This is a genomic window from Halomonas sp. 113 (genome assembly GCF_904067645.1).
In the GTDB taxonomy this organism is placed as follows: Bacteria; Pseudomonadota; Gammaproteobacteria; order Pseudomonadales; family Halomonadaceae; genus Vreelandella; species Vreelandella titanicae.
In genome coordinates, this window is sequence record NZ_LR881453.1 from 3,729,983 (window position 1) to 3,747,619 (window position 17,637).

The 17,637-nt window shown below is 56.9% G+C and carries 18 protein-coding genes; 5 read left to right on the forward strand and 13 right to left on the reverse strand.

Annotated features, from left to right (window positions below; genetic code table 11):
• Nucleotide 1: 1 nt before the first annotated feature.
• Entirely contained in the window at nucleotides 2-2,452 is a 2,451-nt protein-coding gene (locus YERSI8AC_RS17625; RefSeq protein ID WP_027958026.1) for an LPS-assembly protein LptD, read from the reverse strand.
• Between the two features lie 70 nt (nucleotides 2,453-2,522).
• Here YERSI8AC_RS17625 and YERSI8AC_RS17630 point away from each other — a divergent pair, with 70 nt between their 5' ends.
• The 5 genes from YERSI8AC_RS17630 (at nucleotide 2,523) to speD (ending at nucleotide 5,915) form a co-directional block, all read left to right on the forward strand.
• Nucleotides 2,523-3,533 carry an aminoglycoside phosphotransferase family protein gene (locus YERSI8AC_RS17630; RefSeq protein WP_159177241.1) on the forward strand — a complete coding sequence of 337 codons (1,011 nt, stop codon included), beginning with the start codon at nucleotides 2,523-2,525 and terminating at the stop codon, nucleotides 3,531-3,533.
• Entirely contained in the window at nucleotides 3,530-4,198 is a 669-nt protein-coding gene (gene murU, locus YERSI8AC_RS17635; protein ID WP_022522366.1) for an N-acetylmuramate alpha-1-phosphate uridylyltransferase MurU, read from the forward strand. The genes YERSI8AC_RS17630 and murU overlap by 4 nt, the downstream gene beginning before the upstream one ends.
• 3 nt (nucleotides 4,199-4,201) lie before the next feature.
• Entirely contained in the window at nucleotides 4,202-4,624 is a 423-nt protein-coding gene (locus YERSI8AC_RS17640) for a gamma-glutamylcyclotransferase family protein (RefSeq protein WP_027958028.1), read from the forward strand.
• A 71-nt stretch (nucleotides 4,625-4,695) separates the two neighbouring features.
• Entirely contained in the window at nucleotides 4,696-5,124 is a 429-nt protein-coding gene (locus tag YERSI8AC_RS17645) for an OsmC family protein (RefSeq protein ID WP_022522364.1), read from the forward strand.
• A complete protein-coding gene (gene speD / locus YERSI8AC_RS17650; RefSeq protein WP_022522363.1) occupies nucleotides 5,121-5,915 on the forward strand; it encodes an adenosylmethionine decarboxylase in 795 nt (264 codons plus the stop codon). Before YERSI8AC_RS17645 ends, speD begins: the two co-directional genes overlap by 4 nt.
• 893 nt (nucleotides 5,916-6,808) lie before the next feature.
• Here the strand turns inward: speD and lpxL are convergent.
• The 12 genes from lpxL to YERSI8AC_RS17710 all read right to left on the reverse strand — a co-directional run bounded on the left by lpxL (nucleotide 6,809) and on the right by YERSI8AC_RS17710 (nucleotide 17,609).
• Complete coding sequence (gene lpxL / locus YERSI8AC_RS17655) at nucleotides 6,809-7,723, reverse strand: LpxL/LpxP family Kdo(2)-lipid IV(A) lauroyl/palmitoleoyl acyltransferase (protein ID WP_009287327.1); 915 nt, start codon at nucleotides 7,721-7,723, stop codon at nucleotides 6,809-6,811.
• Between the two features lie 12 nt (nucleotides 7,724-7,735).
• Complete coding sequence (alr, locus tag YERSI8AC_RS17660; RefSeq protein WP_022522361.1) at nucleotides 7,736-8,836, reverse strand: alanine racemase; 1,101 nt, start codon at nucleotides 8,834-8,836, stop codon at nucleotides 7,736-7,738.
• A gap of 134 nt (nucleotides 8,837-8,970) precedes the next feature.
• The gene (gene rpoS, locus YERSI8AC_RS17665; protein WP_022522360.1) at nucleotides 8,971-9,945 is read right to left on the reverse strand and encodes an RNA polymerase sigma factor RpoS; all 975 of its coding nucleotides are present in this window, start codon (nucleotides 9,943-9,945) and stop codon (nucleotides 8,971-8,973) included.
• Nucleotides 9,946-10,110: 165 nt separating this feature from the next.
• On the reverse strand, nucleotides 10,111-11,190 hold the full coding sequence (locus YERSI8AC_RS17670; protein WP_159177242.1) for a peptidoglycan DD-metalloendopeptidase family protein: 1,080 nt from the start codon (nucleotides 11,188-11,190) through the stop codon (nucleotides 10,111-10,113).
• A gap of 6 nt (nucleotides 11,191-11,196) precedes the next feature.
• A complete protein-coding gene (locus YERSI8AC_RS17675) occupies nucleotides 11,197-12,156 on the reverse strand; it encodes a DUF368 domain-containing protein (protein ID WP_009287330.1) in 960 nt (319 codons plus the stop codon).
• Nucleotides 12,153-12,830, reverse strand: coding sequence for a protein-L-isoaspartate(D-aspartate) O-methyltransferase (locus YERSI8AC_RS17680; RefSeq protein ID WP_159177243.1), 678 nt, complete (start codon nucleotides 12,828-12,830; stop codon nucleotides 12,153-12,155). Before YERSI8AC_RS17680 ends, YERSI8AC_RS17675 begins: the two co-directional genes overlap by 4 nt.
• On the reverse strand, nucleotides 12,817-13,563 hold the full coding sequence (gene surE, locus YERSI8AC_RS17685; RefSeq protein WP_022522356.1) for a 5'/3'-nucleotidase SurE: 747 nt from the start codon (nucleotides 13,561-13,563) through the stop codon (nucleotides 12,817-12,819). The genes YERSI8AC_RS17680 and surE overlap by 14 nt, the downstream gene beginning before the upstream one ends.
• Before the next feature lie 169 nt (nucleotides 13,564-13,732).
• The gene (gene truD, locus YERSI8AC_RS17690) at nucleotides 13,733-14,764 is read right to left on the reverse strand and encodes a tRNA pseudouridine(13) synthase TruD (RefSeq protein ID WP_027958032.1); all 1,032 of its coding nucleotides are present in this window, start codon (nucleotides 14,762-14,764) and stop codon (nucleotides 13,733-13,735) included.
• Nucleotides 14,757-15,245 (reverse strand): 2-C-methyl-D-erythritol 2,4-cyclodiphosphate synthase, encoded by a 489-nt coding sequence (ispF, locus tag YERSI8AC_RS17695; protein WP_022522354.1) that lies wholly within the window; start codon nucleotides 15,243-15,245, stop codon nucleotides 14,757-14,759. The genes truD and ispF overlap by 8 nt, the downstream gene beginning before the upstream one ends.
• Nucleotides 15,246-15,261: 16 nt before the next feature.
• Nucleotides 15,262-15,969: a 2-C-methyl-D-erythritol 4-phosphate cytidylyltransferase gene (gene ispD / locus YERSI8AC_RS17700; RefSeq protein WP_159177244.1), complete on the reverse strand. Its 708-nt coding sequence runs from the start codon at nucleotides 15,967-15,969 to the stop codon at nucleotides 15,262-15,264.
• Nucleotides 15,966-16,304 carry a cell division protein FtsB gene (ftsB, locus tag YERSI8AC_RS17705; RefSeq protein WP_022522352.1) on the reverse strand — a complete coding sequence of 113 codons (339 nt, stop codon included), beginning with the start codon at nucleotides 16,302-16,304 and terminating at the stop codon, nucleotides 15,966-15,968. The genes ispD and ftsB overlap by 4 nt, the downstream gene beginning before the upstream one ends.
• A 156-nt stretch (nucleotides 16,305-16,460) precedes the next feature.
• On the reverse strand, nucleotides 16,461-17,609 hold the full coding sequence (locus tag YERSI8AC_RS17710; RefSeq protein ID WP_159177245.1) for a GNAT family N-acetyltransferase: 1,149 nt from the start codon (nucleotides 17,607-17,609) through the stop codon (nucleotides 16,461-16,463).
• Nucleotides 17,610-17,637 lie beyond the last annotated feature (28 nt).

Sequence of the window (17,637 nt, forward strand, 5' to 3'; positions counted from 1 at the left end):
TTTACAGGGCAGTCGGACGATAGCCAGGAATGGTCTGTTCAAAATAGCTATCCGCATCCTGGCCAACGCCGCCTAAGCCACGGAATACGAAGCGTAAAAATAGCCCGCGATCATTAAAGTCATCATTAATGGGTGCGGTGTCATTGTCATCTACCCATTCGCGCCACACCAACTGCAGACCGTAACAGCAGTTGTTCCACTGCACGCCTGCCAATTGCTCCAGTGAGCGTTCATTGGTTTGATCGTGCAGGTAGCGGCCAATCAAATCAATGTTGGTGCTGGCTTTCCAGGCAAATGAGAGATCCCACTCTTCGCGGTTATAGTCGCGAAAGCCGTTATCGCCCGGCAATACGCCTGGATCGAACCCTTCGATCTCCCAACGGTAGCCAAGGTTCACTACGTGCCCTTCGGGATGCCGGTAACTAACATCAACACTTGATCGTTCGGTGCGTTCCCGGTGGTCATCGTAGAGCCATTCTGCTCCGCTGCTCCAGCGATCATTAATCTGCCAGTCAAGGCGGGTAACCAGCGGCGAACGATCTCGGGTGGCCTGATAGCGGCTTTCCGGATTGACGCTTGGGTTGTCTTCCGGCCGATCCGGCAGCGTATCGGCATCGCCCTCGCTATCGATACGGCGGTCATCAAAGTAAACGCTCTGACCTACCCCAAACGAGAGCCGGTCACGACCGGAGGCATCTTCCAATAAGCGTGACTGCACGCCGTAAGAGAGCCGGTTGAGATCGCCAACGCGGTCAGTACCGGAAAAGCGCTGGGCTGACCAAAGCTGATCCCAGGAGAAAGCGCGTTCGCGGCTGTCAAAGTCGGGCAGTTCGCTCTGATCGGTGCGCGGCACATAGGCGTAGTTCAAACGCGGCTCTAGGGTTTGGCGGTAGTCCCGCCCACCCAGTGCAAGCTCACGTTCAAAGACGAGCCCACTGTCGATGGAGGTCAGCACAACACTGCGGCTGGGTGAGTCGCTACGCTGTGTATCGCGCTCGCCGTAATCCAGCTCGTAAGCAGTGTTCCATAGCTCGGTACGCGGCTCCAGGTAGCCCCAAGGGCGCTCGAAACGCCAGCCAACCGCAGGCATTAGGTGCAAACGGCTACCGGTGGCCGCTTCGCGCTCCGGCACGCGGCGCTCATCCACGTCGCGCCAAAAATAGGTCGCGTTTGATCGCCACTGGGTATATAGCCCGTTGTCGAACTGCCAGTTGGCATTCGCGCTCAGGCTCGGCAGTTGATAAAAAGGTTTATCGCTATCGCTAAGCGGGTCTTCCAAGCGCTGGAAACCCTGGGCGCGGGCATCCAACTGCCAGCGCTGGCCGCGGTAATCGACCTGGGCCAAACGCTCCATACTGGCGCGCTCGCTCTCGCCAAACTCACCGCCGAAGTCATCGAAATAGCGACCGTCGCTGGCGGCCCCGTAGCGCAGCCGATAATTACTGCGCTCATTTACCCGCCCCGCATGGCGGGCATCCACATACCAGCGATCATCACCCTCAAAGCGATTTTCTCCGCCGCCAGAGCCACCGTTATCACTGTTTAAATAGCCGCCTTCAACGATGCCCGAGCTCTCCTCAAACAGGTAGCGGTACTCACCGTTCATCAACAGCCCGCGGTCACTCATCCAGCGCGGCGTGATCGTCGCATCGTGGTTTGCGGCAATATTCCAATAAAACGGCTGGGCGTAGTCAAAACCGTCCGTTGAAAAGCCAATCGACGGAGACAGCAAGCCTGTATGGCGGCGATCGTCGATGGGAAAGCGCAGCCATGGCCAGTAAAATACCGGCACATCTTTCACTTCCAGGCGCGCATGACGCGCTGTGCCAAAGCCTTCGGCTTGGTTCAAACGAATATCGCTGCTGACCAGTTGCCAGCTATTGGCGCCTGGATCACAGGTGGTGAAGCTTGCGTCTTGCAGGCGGTACTCGCCCTCCCCAGTCTGCTCTAGCTGACTAGCCTGACCGCGCAGATGCTGCTCGTAGAGCACATAGTGGCTGTCACCCAGGGTGGCCCGATCTTCGTTTAGCCGGAGCATCGCCTGTTCGCCACGCACCAAAGCGCGCCCATCGCGGATGGCGATATTACCTTCTGCGTCGACCTGCTGACGGTCAGCGGGTAAAAAGATACGCTCCGCTTCCACTTCTTCATTGCCGCGGCGCAGTACCACATCGCCGCGTAGCAATGCTTCGCCATCGGCAGCGTAATCGACTTCCCGGGCCTCCAACGAGACGGTTTCCGGGTTATCTTCCGCTGGCAAGCGGTAGCTGGGCATTACATAGCGGCCCCGGCACAGTTGGTTAGCCGCTTCCTCTTCCCCCCAGGGTTGCCAATCCAACGCTTCAGCGGACATGGTTTGACCCTGAGCCACCGCTGTAAACGAGGCGCCAGCAAGCAAACTGCCCATCAGCGTATGCGCAACCGGCAACGTGCGCGAAAATCGCTTGCCCATGTTCGTTATCCTTGGCATCCAGAATCGGTATTATACAGCCCGCATGATGCCCGACCAGCAAGGAGCTTGCATGTCCTCATATCGGATTAACGCCCTCACCATGTGGGCCGCCCAACAAAACGGTCTCTCTGAGACCGATATTTCGCTTTCATCCGCCGTGGGCGATGCGAGTTTTCGGCGCTATTTTCGCCTAACACTACCCGACGGCACCACCCAGGTGGTCATGGATGCCCCGCCTGAGCAAGAGGACTCCCAGCCGTTTGTAACCATTGCCAGGCGCTGGCGAAGCGCCGGACTGCCGGTACCCAAGGTGCACGCCACCAACCTGGCGGACGGCTTTCTGCTGCTTGAAGACTTGGGTAACACCCCCCTACAGTGTTTGTTTAGCGACGACGCTAGCATACAGGCTTACCATCAGCAGGCTCTCACGCTGATCGCCGAGCTGCAAAATCGTGCAGGCCCTGACTCGCTGCCCGTGTATGATACGGCGTTGTTGGGCCGCGAACTCGACCTATTTCCCGAGTGGTGTCTCAGCGCTTGGTTAACGCTGCCATCGCCAGAGAGCTGGCACGTTGTTCGTGAGCAGCTTATCCAGCATGCCTTAGCGCAGCCGGTAGTGACTGTGCACCGTGATTTTGATGCCATGAACCTGATGCTGCACGATCAGCGTCTGTTTATGATCGACTTTCAGGACGCCGTGGCTGGCCCGCTCAGCTACGATGTGATCTCGCTGTTACGGGGGCGATACTGCCGCTTTAGCAATGAGCAGTTCGCTGGCTTTGTCGAGGCTTTTTATCACCAGGCCCGCCATGATGGTCGACTGCCCAGCAGTGTCGATTTTGCCACTTTTCTGCTCCAGTGCCACGCGATGGCTGCCCAGCGCTCACTAAAAGTGCTGGGGATTTTCTGCCGCTTAACCCTGCGCGATCAAAAAAGTGGCTATCTCGAGCGCTTACCCCACTTTCTGGATCATCTGGAAGATAGCTTTTCGTTTCTGACCGAGCAGGCTGAGTTCGCTGAGTGGCTCCAACTCACCTTAAGACCTGCCATTATGAAACGACTAGCGGAAATACCGTCATGAAAGCGATGATTTTAGCCGCAGGCCTAGGCAAGCGAATGCGTCCGCTCACCGACCACTGCCCCAAGCCGCTGCTGCCCGTGGCGGGCAAGCCGCTAATCGTGCACCACCTGGCGCGTCTTCGCCAGGCAGGTATTCATGAGGTCGTCATCAATGTCAGCTACCGTGCAGAGCAGATTATCGCAGCGCTCGGCGATGGTGACGCCTATGGACTGCACATTCACTGGAGTCGCGAAACCGAACCGTTGGAAACCGGAGGCGGTATTCAGCAAGCGCTGCCGATGCTTGGCGAGGCGCCGTTTCTGTTGATTAACGGCGATGTTTGGTGCGCAGCGCTCCCCACCCAGCACGCGCTGCAAGGCAATGATCTGGCTCACCTGATGCTGGTGGAAAACCCTTCTCATCACGCCAGTGGGGATTTTGGACTAGCAGGAGGGCGCGTGAATCAAACCAGCACTGAGCGTTTGACCTACTCAGGTATCAGCGTGATTCACCCAGGGCTGCTCGCCGGACAACCCCAGGGCGCCTTTGCCTTGGCGCCACTGCTGAGAACTGCTATCGATAACAACCGGGTAAGCGGCGAGCACTATAAAGGGCATTGGGTCGACGTTGGAACCCCTGAACGACTGGCGGCGCTGGAACGCCAGCTACAGAGCGAAAGGGGTTAGCCTATGCATCCGCACCACTTACGTGAGGCAATCGCCAACACTCCACGGGTAGCGGTCTACGGCACGCTCAAGCAAGGTTTCAACAATGCCCACTGGCTAAACGGAGCCACTCTGCTCGGGAGCGACGTTACTAAAGCGCTCACGCTTTACGATATTGGCCCCTACCCCGGTGCCAAATGGCAGCGGTCAAAAGGGGTGACGATTGAAGTCTATCAGATCAGTATTGACCATCTGGCCCAGCTAGACTGGTTAGAGGACTACCGCATCGATGCGCCGTCAGAGGGTGAGTATGACCGCCAGCAGATAACCACCTGTTTTGGTCTCGCCTGGGTGTATCTTTACAATCCGAGTGTGACAGGTAAAACAGCTATTTATGAGAGTGGCTGGCGCATGCCGAACATTAGCAATGTTCAACAGCGGCGCTGAGAAGAGGCGCGCAGGCCAAGAAATGTTATGCTGCGCGACTTACCTTTCGTCGCCTAGATGAGGAGAGCAACGTGAAAGCACGGGTAAAATGGACAGAAGGCCGCCAATTCGTGGCGGAATCCGGTAGCGGGCACAGCGTTGTGATCGACGGCCCGCCCGACCACGGTGGTCGCAACACAGGGCCTCGCCCAATGGAAATGCTGCTAATGGGCATGGGCAGCTGCACCGCTTTTGATATCTTGAATATTCTTGATAAAGCGCGTGCCAATGTGACCGACTGCGTTGCTGAGCTAGACGCCGAACGCGCCGATGAAGTGCCCGCCGTTTTTACCAAGATCCACGTCCATTTCGTGGTGACCGGTCGCGCGCTGAAAGAGAAGCAGGTGGCCCGCGCGGTTGAGCTCTCCGCTGAAAAATACTGCAGTGCCTCGATCATGCTCGTTAACGGCGGCGTTGAGATCACCCATTCCTTTGAGATTATGGAGGAGGCTCGGACGTGACAGACAATCTCCGACTCCACGGGTTTAACAACCTGACTAGCTCGCTGAGCTTCAACATTTACGATATCTGTTATGCCAAAACCGAAGAGCAGACGGCGGCTTACATCGACTATATCGATGAGCTGTATAACGCCGAACGTTTGACGCAGATTCTTAAAGACGTCACCAATATCATCGGCGCCCATGTGCTCAATATCGCCCGCCAGGACTACGAGCCCCACGGCGCGAGCGTGACGATTTTGATTGCCGAACATGAGCTTGATGAGGCGGCGCCTGAACAAATTGAGCCAGGTCCCGGCCCGCTACCGGAGACGGTGGTTGGCCACCTGGATAAAAGCCACGTGACGGTGCACAGCTACCCCGAGTCGCACCCCGACAACGGTATTAGCACCTTCCGCCTGGATATTGATGTCTCCACCTGTGGTCATATCAGCCCATTAAAAGCGCTGAACTACCTGATCCACAGCTTCGACTCCGATATCGTCACCATGGATTACCGGGTGCGTGGCTTTACTCGCGATGTGGATGGCAAAAAACTGTTTATCGATCACGGTATTACTTCCATTCAAGACTACCTCGCTGAAGACACCAAGAATGCGTATCAGATGATGGACGTCAACGTGTATCAGGAGAATATGTTCCACACCAAGATGCTGCTCAAAGACTTCGAACTGGATAACTACCTGTTCGGCACGTCGCGTCGCGATATTACCTTTGAAGAAGCCCGGGATATTGAGGGCCGTTTGCGTAAAGAGATGCTGGAAATTTTCTACTCCCGCAATCTGGATTAAGCCCCCAAACTGGACTCAACGCAGCACCAGAACACCAAAAAGCCAGCGAACGCTGGCTTTTTTTCATATCAACTAAATATACTAGCTTATATGTCATTGCGAGGAGCCTGCGACGAAGCAATCTCTACCCGCGGTGGCACTCAAGTCGAGATCGCCGCGCTTCGCTCGCGATGACAGGAAGGGCATTAGGAGCCTGGCTTATATGTCATTGAGGAGCCTGGCTTATATGTCATTGCGAGGAGCCTGCGACGAAGCAATCTCTACCCGCGGTGGCACTCAAGTCGAGATCGCCGCGCTTCGCTCGCGATGACAGGAAGGGCATTAGGAGCCTGGCTTATCTGTCATTGCGAGGAGCCTGCGACGAAGCAATCTCTACCCGCGGTGGCACTCAAGTCGAGATCGCCGCGCTTCGCTCGCGATGACAGGAAGGGCATTAGGAGCCTGGCTTATCTGTCATTGCGAGGAGCCTGCGACGAAGCAATCTCTACCTACGGTGGGCACTCAAGCCGAGATCGCCGCGCTTCGCTCGCGATGACAGGAAGGGCATTAGGAGCCTGGCTTATCTGTCATTGCGAGGAGCCTGCGACGAAGCAATCTCTACCTACGGTGGGCACTCAAGTCGAGATCGCCGCGCTTCGCTCGCGATGACAGGAAGGGCATTAGGAGCCTGGCTTATCTGTCATTGCGAGGAGCCTGCGACGAAGCAATCTCTACCTACGGTGGGCACTCAAGTCGAGATCGCCGCGCTTCGCTCGCGATGACAGGAAGGGCATTAGGAGCCTGGCTTATCTGTCATTGCGAGGAGCCTGCGACGAAGCAATCTCTACCTACGGTGGGCACTCAAGTCGAGATCGCCGCGCTTCGCTCGCGATGACAGGAAGAGCTATCGCCGTTTAATAAACGCTTGGCTCGCCTTCAGGGCGAGTCTTAAAACGTCGGTGTAGCCAGAGGTACTGCTCGGGATGCTTGCGAATGGCCAGTTCAATAAACTGGTTGATCCGTGTGGCATCGGCAACTTCATCGCCGCTGGGAAAACCTTCCAGGGCAGGCAGGCTTTCAATGGTATAGGTGGCGTTATCCGGGTTGCGGTGAAACATCATCGGCACCACTGACGCGCCGGTCATACGCGCAAGCTTGGCCGTTAAGCGAATAGTCGCGGCCTGCTGACCAAATAGCGGCGCAAATACGCTCACATCGCGGCCAAAATCCTGATCCGGTGAGTACCACACCATACGTCCATCCTTGAGCTGACGCACCGCGCCACGCAAGTCATAACGGTCGAGGGCAACACCAAAATTGCGCCCGCGGGCGCGGGTCATAAAACGCTCAAACAGCGGGTTATTATGCGGTCGATAGACCGCATCGGCAGAGAAAAACAGCGCGTGCAGGGCACCCCCTAAATCGAGGGAAGAGAAGTGAACCCCCACAATGATCACGCCTTTACCCCGGGCCTCGGCGCGGGCCATATGCTCTTCGCCGATGTAAGCGACCCGGTGGCGTAGGCTTTCGCCATCGCGACACCAGCCGGTTGCGGTTTCAATCAGACCAATGCCATTGGCAATAAAGGTATCTTTAACGAGCTGATACTGTTGCTGGGGACTCTTTTCGGGAAAACAGAGCGCTATATTGGTTTCGGTAATATGGCGCCGCCGTTTGGCAAAGCGCCAGGCGAGCAGTCCAAGCCCTTTGCCAATGGCCATTTTTAATCGCCAAGGCAACCAGGCAGCGATATACATGGCACCAATAGCCAGCCATGTGGGCCAGTAACGCGGGTGGGCGAATGAGCGCGGGTAACGTGATTTCGACATGCAAACAACCGTTTAAGCAGAACGCCCATGATAACGCCGCGGCGCCCGAGGCAGTACCCCTGTTAGCAGCGTATAGCTGATGGTATCGCAGTAGCGGGCCACTTCATCCACCGACAGCACCTCGCCGTTGCTGGCCCTGCCCCACAATACAACGTCGCTGCCAATCGCGGCGTCGGGTACGTCCGTCACATCAACGGTCAACATATCCATGGAGACTTTTCCGGCAATCGCACAGCGCTGGCCGTTGACCAGTACCGGCGTGCCATCGCGGGCATGACGGTCATAGCCATCACCGTAGCCGCAGGCGACCACGGCAATGCGTGAACGCCGCGGTGCGCGCCAGCGCCCGCTATAGCCAACGGGCTCGCCCTCTTCCAGCTCCCTCAGGGCAATTATTTCCGAGCGTAGGGTCATCACCGGCTGCAGTTGCTGAGTGATTTCGTTGGCAACTTCCAAGGGGTCGCTGCCGTAGAGCATCACACCTGGCCGGTTCCAGTCACCATGGGCCACCGGCCACGCCAGGGTAGCCGGTGAGTTGGCCAGGCACAGCGGCGCTTCTAGCTCGCTAGCAAGACCTTGCAGCCGGGTCATTTGCTGGTTGAAATAGCGGTTATCGCGGGAATCGGCGCTGGCAAAATGACTCATAAGGTGGAGCGAGGCCACGCTTGGCGCGGCACTTAGCTGACGCCAGATAGCGGCGGCCTCGTCGATGGCAAAGCCCAGGCGGTGCATGCCGGAGTCAACTTTCAACCAGACAGGAATTGGCTTTTTAGGTGAAGCGGCTAACAAAGCATCAACCTGCCATTGGCTGTGTACCGCAATCCAGAAGCCGTGGGAATCCACCAGCTCCAGCTCGTCGGCGCTGAAGATACCTTCCAACAGGATGATGGGTTGGGTAATGCCGCCCTGGCGCAGGGTAAGCGCCTCTTCGATACAGGCAACGGCAAACGCGGGAGCCTGGCCTTCCAGCGCCTGAGCGCAGGCCAGCGCGCCATGCCCATACCCATCGGCTTTGATAACTGCCACTGAGCGGCTTTGCGGCGCGCAGCGGCACGCCAATTGATAGTTGTGACGCAGCGCGTCCAGATCAATATCGGCCACAAGGGGGCGCATGTGCTTTCTCACTTACCTGATTTAGCAATAAAAGTTTATTAATAAAACTGCCAGCAATAAAAAGCCGAGTAAGCGCTCACTGGCGCTCGCCCGGCTTAGAGAGATAACGCGATTTACGTTCGCCTAAGCTTCACTCAGGTTTCAAACAGCGCCTCTAAAGAAAGGCCCTGTTTTTCCAATGCACGGCGTAGTTTCTTGAGTGCTTCGACCTGAATCTGGCGAACTCGCTCGCGGGTTAAACCGATTTCGGCGCCCACCTCTTCCAAGGTGGCCGATTCGTGACCGCGCAAACCAAAACGGCGCACCACCACTTCGCGCTGTTTTTCGCTCAGCTCATCCAACCAAAGATCCACATGCTCTTTAACGTCGCCATCCACTAGCCGCGCCTCAGGCCCCTGCACTTCATCGTCAGCCAATGTATCGATCAGCGGTTTATCACTTTCACCACCCATGGGGTAATCGACAGATGATACGCGCTCATTAAGACCGAGCATCTTTTTGACCACATCGACCGGTTTATCAAGGTGATCAGCGATCTCTTCGGCGGTGGCTTCATGGTCAAACTTTTGAGTCAATTCACGCGCCGCACGCAGGTAAATATTGAGCTCTTTGACCACGTGAATGGGCAAGCGGATCGTCCGCGTCTGGTTCATCAGCGCCCGCTCAATGGTTTGACGAATCCACCAGGTGGCGTAGGTCGAGAAACGAAAGCCCCGTTCGGGGTCAAACTTCTCTACCGCGCGAATCAAACCTAAATTGCCCTCTTCGATCAAATCCAGCAACGTCAAGCCACGGTTTAGGTAGCGGCGGGCAATTTTCACTACCAGCCGCAGGTTGGATTCAATCATTCGTGAGCGACCCAAGGGGTCGCCTTTACGCGCTAAGCGGCCGTAGTAAACTTCCTCTTCTGGCGTTAACAGTGGCGAAAAGCCGATTTCGTTGAGGTAGATTTGCGTCGCATCCAAGCTTTGGGTCGATTGACGATCCTCACGCCCTAGCGCTTTCTCAAAGGCATCTTCTTCTATCGTGACATCGTCATCGGTATCATCAAGTGCCTCCTCAGCAGCGTCCAGGTCAACCTCCTGTAGATCTTTCTCCAACATACTCATGGCCTTACCCCTCGTTTGTCGCCTACCCGCCATTTAGAAAGTCAAAGGGTGCGTTCTAAGACGCACACCATATTGTTATGTGACGATTGTTATATGACGCTCGAATGCTGCGATTCGGGCAACGTCCAAGTTATGCGCTGACTGCTCACTATCCCGGTGAGTGCATTAGCGAGAAGGCAGGAAGTCCATGGGATCTTGCGGCTGCCCATCACGGCGAACTTCAAAGTGTAATCTGACGTTTTCAGCATCGCTATCCCCCATTGTGGCAATCACCTCACCAGCCTCTACTACGTCATTTTCACTGACCCGTAAGCTGTCGTTATGAGCATACGCGCTCAGGAACTGATCGTTGTGCTTGAGAAGGATGAGGTTGCCGTACCCCCTGACGCCACTGCCCGCATAAACCACAATGCCGGGGCCTGCTGCTTTAACAGGTTGCCCCTTTTCACCAGCGATATCAATCCCGGCGGTGATGCTATCACCCTGACCAAATGCCCCGACCACATTACCATCGGCAGGCCACTGCCAGTCGATGTTTTCGGCGGGCGTATAGGTACGCGATGAACGGTCTACGCTGGCACTTTGTGTGGCAGACGCTGCTTCAGGCTGTGGTTCGGGCTCAGATTCGGCCTCAGATTCGGGCTGCGGTGCCGGCGCTTGCTGTGGCTCAGCTTGTTCGGGTTCTGATGATGGCTGTGGTTCAGGTTGCTCGGCGGGCTCAGGCTCAGCCGCCGCGACGACTTCAGGCTGAGGTGTTGAGGACGATTCATCAGCCTCTTGCTCTGCTGCATTGCGTTCAGCGGTAAGGCGCTGGTTGCGTTGAATCGCGGATTCATCGGGCAGTAGCCAATCCAACTCCTGGTCGTCGCTGGCCACTGAGGCCGTCTGTGGGCTCAGCCCGGTCGCCACTGCGCCACTTGAGGTATTCGTCGTGGGCTGGTTACTGGCCGTTGATGCCGACCCAGCGCCTTCACGCAGGGCAATCGTTTGCCCTGGCCGAATTTGGTAGGGCGGATCAATGTTATTGATTGCCGCGAGCTGGCGATAATCCAAATTGTGCTGCCAAGCAATGCCATACAAAGTATCACCCGCTTTCACCGTGTACTGGGGCGAGTTTTCCACCGCCTGGCGTGCTTGGCTTAAATCGCGCACCTGGGGGCTTCCGCCTTGCTGGCTGGCACAGCCAGCAATGGCTAATGCCAGCGCCGACATCATGAGTACTTTAGGTATATGACCTTTACGCATTCAAACCTACTCCTTTTCAGCGCCAAGCTGGGTATCGATTGGCCGACGATCTGCATGTCGGTTGAGTAACACGACAATGAGGGCACCCACGGCCATTAGCGCAACAACACCGGCCACTTGTGCCGAAGCGCCGGTCAATACGGCATAGTCAGCGGGCAATAAATAGCGGTACTCCAGAGGAATCATTTGCCCTTCTGGCCCGATTTGGTAGCGTAACAGCTCGCGCCATGGCCAGAGAACCGGCAGCGAACCGGCAATAAACCCCAATAGCAGTTGCATCGTTGGGGTATGGTGACGCCGTAACAGCCAGGACAGAAGTCGTGAAAACAGCGCTAAGCCGACTATGCAGCCCATGCCAAACAGCACGATAATGCCCAGATCCAAACTGCGAATTGCACCCATAATGGTGCCGTAGAGGCCCATAGTCAGCAATAGAAAGCTACCTGACACGCCCGGTAACAGCATGGCGCTAATCGCGATGCAGCCTGCCACCATGACTACCAGCGCTTCATTACCAATTAATAACACCAGCGGCATCATGCCCGGTAACGCCTGGGCGAGCACTAGCCCCACCAGTAGCGGCAATAGATACCAAAGCTTCCAGCCGCTACTCGCCTGCCCGACCACCAGAGCAGAGGCTGCCACCAGGCCAAAAAAGAAGCCATCCAGCAGCAACGGGTGCGCTTCCATCAACCAGAGCGCTAAATGCGCTACGCTAAACAGGCTAACCGCAACCCCCGCCAATAGCGGCACCAGAAAGGCGAGATTCAAATGGTTGCTAAGAGCCCGCCAGCCACCGCGGTGCCAAGCGCCGATGGCACCAGGGCCAAACTGTTTGATCGTATTGATCAGCTCTTCATAGATACCGCTAATAAATGCAATCGTTCCTCCCGACACGCCAGGCACTGCGTCGGCGGCGCCCATCCCTGCGCCTCGTAAAAATATTCCCAAGGGTTGCCGCTTCAATCCACTACTCCTTGCAGTAAGGGTACAAAACGCACGGGCTCAAGCCGACGTTTTTCAAAGGCACTGCCAATGCGCTTTACCTGAGTAAGCCACTGGTTGCCATCGGGCTCTTCCAACGGAGCAATCAGCACCCCGTCGTGGCTCAATTGCTCTAGTAGCGGTGTGGGTAGCGTCTGGGCACAGGCGGTTAGCAAAATAACGTCAAACGGCGCAACGTCTGGCCAACCATAGCCGCCGTCCGCCACCGCCAGTCTGGCAGGTGCTGCTAGCCGTCTTAACCTCTCCACCGCACGCTCGTGTAGCGCACTGATGCGCTCAATGGAGTAGAGCTCTTCGACCAAGCGCGACAGTATTAACGTCTGATAGCCAGACCCTGTCCCCAGTTCCAATACCCTGCGCGGCTCGGCGCGCAACACAAGCTCCGTCATGCGCGCCACGATGAACGGCTGCGACAGCGTTTGGCTAAAGCCAATCGGTAGCGCGGTATCTTCGTAAGCGCGATGGGCCAGCGCTTCATCAACAAATAGATGACGCGGCTCTCTGGCCATGACTTCCAGCACCCGGGCATCGCTGATGCCCTGCTGCATGAGGCGCTCGACCATGCGGTCACGAGTACGCTGGGAGGTCATGCCGCGACCGCGCAGCTCTCCTGGAGAGATATCAGGCAAAAACATCCAACCATTCCTGCACATCGTTAAGCGCGGGGTGCCGCGTTAGGTCTGTTTGTAAGGGAGTAATCGACACATAGCCCGCCTCGACGGCAGCAAAATCGGTATCATCACCGTCATCGGCATTGGCCGCTACCGGCGCAATCCAGTAGCGCGTACGCCCCCGCGGGTCTTTTACCGCTAACGGTTTCTCGGCTGGCCCACGATAGCCTAAGCGAGTCACTTTTACGCCTTTAACCTCCTCCCAGGGCACATCGGGCACATTGACATTCAGCAGCGTTCTCGGCGGCAGAGAGAGCTGATCAGCAGCACCAATCAAGGTGGCAGCGACCCTGGCAGCGGTGGCGAAATGACGCTCGCCACACAGCGACATGGCAATCGCCGTCATACCTAAATTACGCCCCTCCATCGCCGCCGCGACAGTGCCTGAATAGAGCACGTCATCGCCCAGATTACTGCCGTGATTGATGCCGGAGATGACTAAATCGGGTTTTTCATCCCATACGCCGTGAACGCCCAAATAAACGCAGTCCGCGGGAGTACCATCGACGCTATAAAAGCCGTTATCCAGAGGCGTCAACGAGAGAGGCCGTGACAGAGTAAGCGAGTTGCTAGCACCACTGCGGTCTCGATCAGGCGCCACTACGCGAATATTGGCATGGGCCAACAGCGCATCGTGCAGCGCACGCAGTCCGGGCGCGTACACACCATCATCATTGGAAAGCAGCAGTCGCCGCATAGTGGGTCTCCCTGTTCTTAACCACAAAAGTTATAAGCACAAGAGTCGTAAGCCAAGAGTGATAGCCACAAGAGACGTGAGCGCAAAAGCATATGCACGAAACGCGGCCGCTCATATCCCTCTCTTTTACTAACTTTTCTGTATGCTAATCTCAAATCTAATAGCTAAATCAGTTCGCTAACATCAGCTCACCCAGCACAGCGGTGGCAAAGCTGCCCCGCGGCAGCGAAAACGAAAGCCGGACAGCACCTGACTCCCAAGCATACTGGGGTTCCAGCAGCCGCATACGAAGTGCACGGCGTGCCTGCTTTACTCCGCTGCGTTGTAAGCCACTGCATAGCCCAGGGTAGTGCTCCAGCAAACGGGCTTCATAGCCAGCGGCGTCGCCCTGGTCAGCTTCACCAACGCCCCAAAGCACCCCAGTGGGATGCACATCCAGTTCAGCGGCGCGGGCCTGAAGCGTATGGTCGGAGGCGTCGATACGAAACACACTTTGGGTGCCGTCCAGCATCAACGTGTCTCCCGCCAGCGGCTGCGACCAGGTGCCATCCGCAATGCGCGCGCTGAGCAGTTCGTTAAACAAAAAACTGCGCGCAGTGGAGAGCATCATACCCTGGCGATCGTCGCGTTTTCGCCAACCTCGGTTAAGTAATGCTTCGGCACGCTGAAGATTACGTCCTTCGGGCCCAAAGCGCTGGGGGCCAAAATAGTTAGGCACGCCATGCTGACAAAGGGCTTCCCAGCGGCTGACAAAATCTTCGCTTTCAATGGCCTCACCGCTAAGGCGCAATACAAAACGGTTAGTGCGGTGAACGCCACGCTTCAGCTTACGTGGGTGGCGCGCCTGCTCAACGACAGTGATCCCCAGCGCATTAAGCGACTGCTCAAGCTCCGTGGGCGCGTCGCGGCCGGGCAGATGCACGCTCAGCCACTGGCGCGTGACGGCAATGCGGTCTTTCATGCCAGAGTAACCGATATCACGGGGCGTTACGCCACAAAGCCGACTTAATGTATTGACGACATCTAACGTGGTTTGATTGCGCTTTTCAACTCGCAGCCACAAATGTTCCCCGTGTGCTTCAGGGGTGAAATCCAGCTGCTCATCGACCCAAAAATCTTCCGGCTGGGCACGGTACTGGCCCGGTTTGGGAGAGCCAAATTGAGCATCGAGACAGCGCTGCCACTCAGGCATATTAATCATTAAGCGCCTCAGCACGGTTAAGCAGCACCACCGCCTCCGCGGCGATACCTTCACCGCGCCCGGTGAAACCTAATCGTTCGGTGGTGGTGGCTTTAACGTTGACTTGACCAAGCGCGACGCCTAGATCGGCAGCAATGACTTCTCGCATTGCCTCGATATGCGGTGCCATTTTAGGTGCTTGAGCCATTAGCGTGGCGTCGATATTGACCACCCCATAGCCTTGACCTTGAGTCAGCGTGACTACATGACGCAGCAGCTCGCGACTATCAGCCCCCGCCCACGCCGGGTCAGTATCGGGGAAGTGGCGGCCAATATCGCCCAGCGCACAGGCGCCCAACAGTGCATCACTAATCGCGTGAAGCAGCACATCGCCGTCGGAGTGGGCCACAAAGCCGTGTTCAAACGGCAGCTTAACGCCGCCGATCATTAAATGATCGCCGGGGCCGAAACGGTGTACATCGAATCCGTGGCCGATACGCATTATAAGCTCCTAGTGATTAAAGCCTGTCAGGCGTGTTAACGGTTTGTGCCGCCATAATCGCGGCTGCCAGCGCCAAGTCATCCGGGTGGGTAATTTTCAGGTTGTCGCGCCGTCCGCTTACCAACTGTGGGCATTCGCCCAAGGCTTCAACCGCCGAGGCTTCATCGGTTACCAAGGTTCGTTGCTGGCGGGCGGTTTCTAAGGCTCGCCGAAGTAGCGCATAGCGAAACCCTTGGGGCGTTAGCGCGTGCCACAAGTCATCCCGCGGTTCGGTTCGCGCGCTTTGGCACTGATCATCGGCACGCTTCATGGTATCCGCCACCGGCATCGCCAAAAGCGCGCCTGCGGGGTGGGTCGCGGCGGCTTGGTACAGCGCCTGGAGATCGCTCACGGTAATACAGGGGCGGGCCACATCATGCACCATCACTACGTCATTATCATCGGCGGCCATCGCGTGCAGGGCATTTAAGACGCTGTCCATTCGCTCATCGCCCCCGGTCACGCGCTGCCAGTCAGTAAAAGGCACCCAGCGGGGCGAGAACCAGCGGTCGTCGGCATCTAAACAGAGCACCAAGCGAGCGCTAGGAAAGGCGCTATGAAGGCGTGCCAAAGTATGCGCCAACACCGGCTGCTCATCGGCCAAGGTTAAGTACTGTTTGGGCTTATCGGCCCCCATACGGCGCCCTTGACCCGCCGCGGGCACAATTAACCAGGTTTGGCTCACTGTGGCGGCTCCTGGGGAGCGACCAGACCTGCATTAATACCGATAAGCTCCTTCTCAATCGCTACACCAGGCACCCAGAAGAACTGCTCGTCGGTGCGCACCATGCCCATATCGCTACGTGCCCGCTCCTCAATGGCGTCTAAACCGTTTTTTAAATCCGTCACTTCGGCCGCCAGCCGCGCATTGCGCTCGCGCATGGGCACATTGGCCGCCTCTTGCACCGCGACCCGCTGCTCCACTTGCTGCAAATCGTGCCAGCCACCGTTGCCTAACCACAGCTCGTACTGAAGCAGCGCCAAGACAGCGAGCAATGTCATCACTAACCATTTACGCATCACGGCACTCCTTGGAAATATCGACTGGATTTTATTCAAAGCCCTGGTTTGATCAAAAGCGGCGTTGATACACTAAAGAGTGCTTATCGGCGCGCATTATGCCATTAAGGGGCAGCACCAGCGAGCCGCACGTCGTTATAATGACAGCTTAAATAACTACTTAAATGGCAGCGCTTGATGGGCCGCATCGCGGTAGGCGCTGACATGCTCGCCTTCTTCATGACAAAACTGGGCAACACCTGCGGCAAGCCCAGGGTGGCTAATATAGTGCAGCGAGCGCACACGCTGGGGCTCAAACCCGCGTACCAGCTTGTGCTCGCCCTGGGTGCCCGGATCAAACAGCGTTAAGCCGCGCTGCAAACAGTACTCGATACCTTGGTAGTAACATGCCTCAAAATGCAGGCAATCGGCGACGACTTCACTCCCCCAGTAGCGCCCATAGAGCGTGCTACTGCCACGAAAATAGAGCGCTGACGCCACCGGGCGCCCTTCAACGTAAGCCTGCACCAGCACCAGCGCCTCTGGCATGGTTTGGCGCAGGCGCTCAAAAAAGTCATAGTTTAAGTAAGGCGGCCTGCCGCGCTCATGGTAGGTAATTGCATAGCAGCGATAGAAATGCACCATGTCCGCTGATGTAATTGCATCACCCTCAAGGTGCGCTACCTGTAGCCCCTGCTCGGCGACCAAGCGACGCTCGCGCTTGATCATCTTGCGCCGTTTCGATGTCATGCTGGCTAGAAAGCCCTCAAAATCGCCGAAGCCGCGATCGCGCCACTGAAACTGTACGCCTTCACGCGTAATAAGCTCAGGACACTGCGCCTGCCAGGCGGTGACATCGGCCTCGTCGGCAAATAGCAAGTGCCAGCTAGACAGACCGAGACTTTCACACTGCTCGCGCCAGGCGTCGGCCAGCAGCCCACGGACGGCGCGGGCATCGACATTCTTGGCGATTAACGTGCGCGCGCCAGGCACTGGCGTAAAAGGTACCGCACTGAGGGCTTTTGGATAGTAGCGACCACCGGCACGCTCTAGCGCTTCCGCCCAACCCCAATCAAACACATACTCACCGTAAGAGTGGTACTTGCGGTACATCGGCAGCGCCGCTACCAACTGCTCGCCTTGCCATACACTCAGATGGCATGGTTCCCAGCCCGTGGCCTCACTGACCGAGCCGCTTGCCTCCAGGGCGTGTAAAAACGCGTGACGCAAAAAGGGTTGATCATTATCGACCAGTGAATCCCACTGGCTTGCCGTAATGGCCTCAATGGTGGGTAGAATGGTGATCGATAGTGGGGGTAACGGCATAGCACCTTCCCGAACGTGTGGGGGCTAA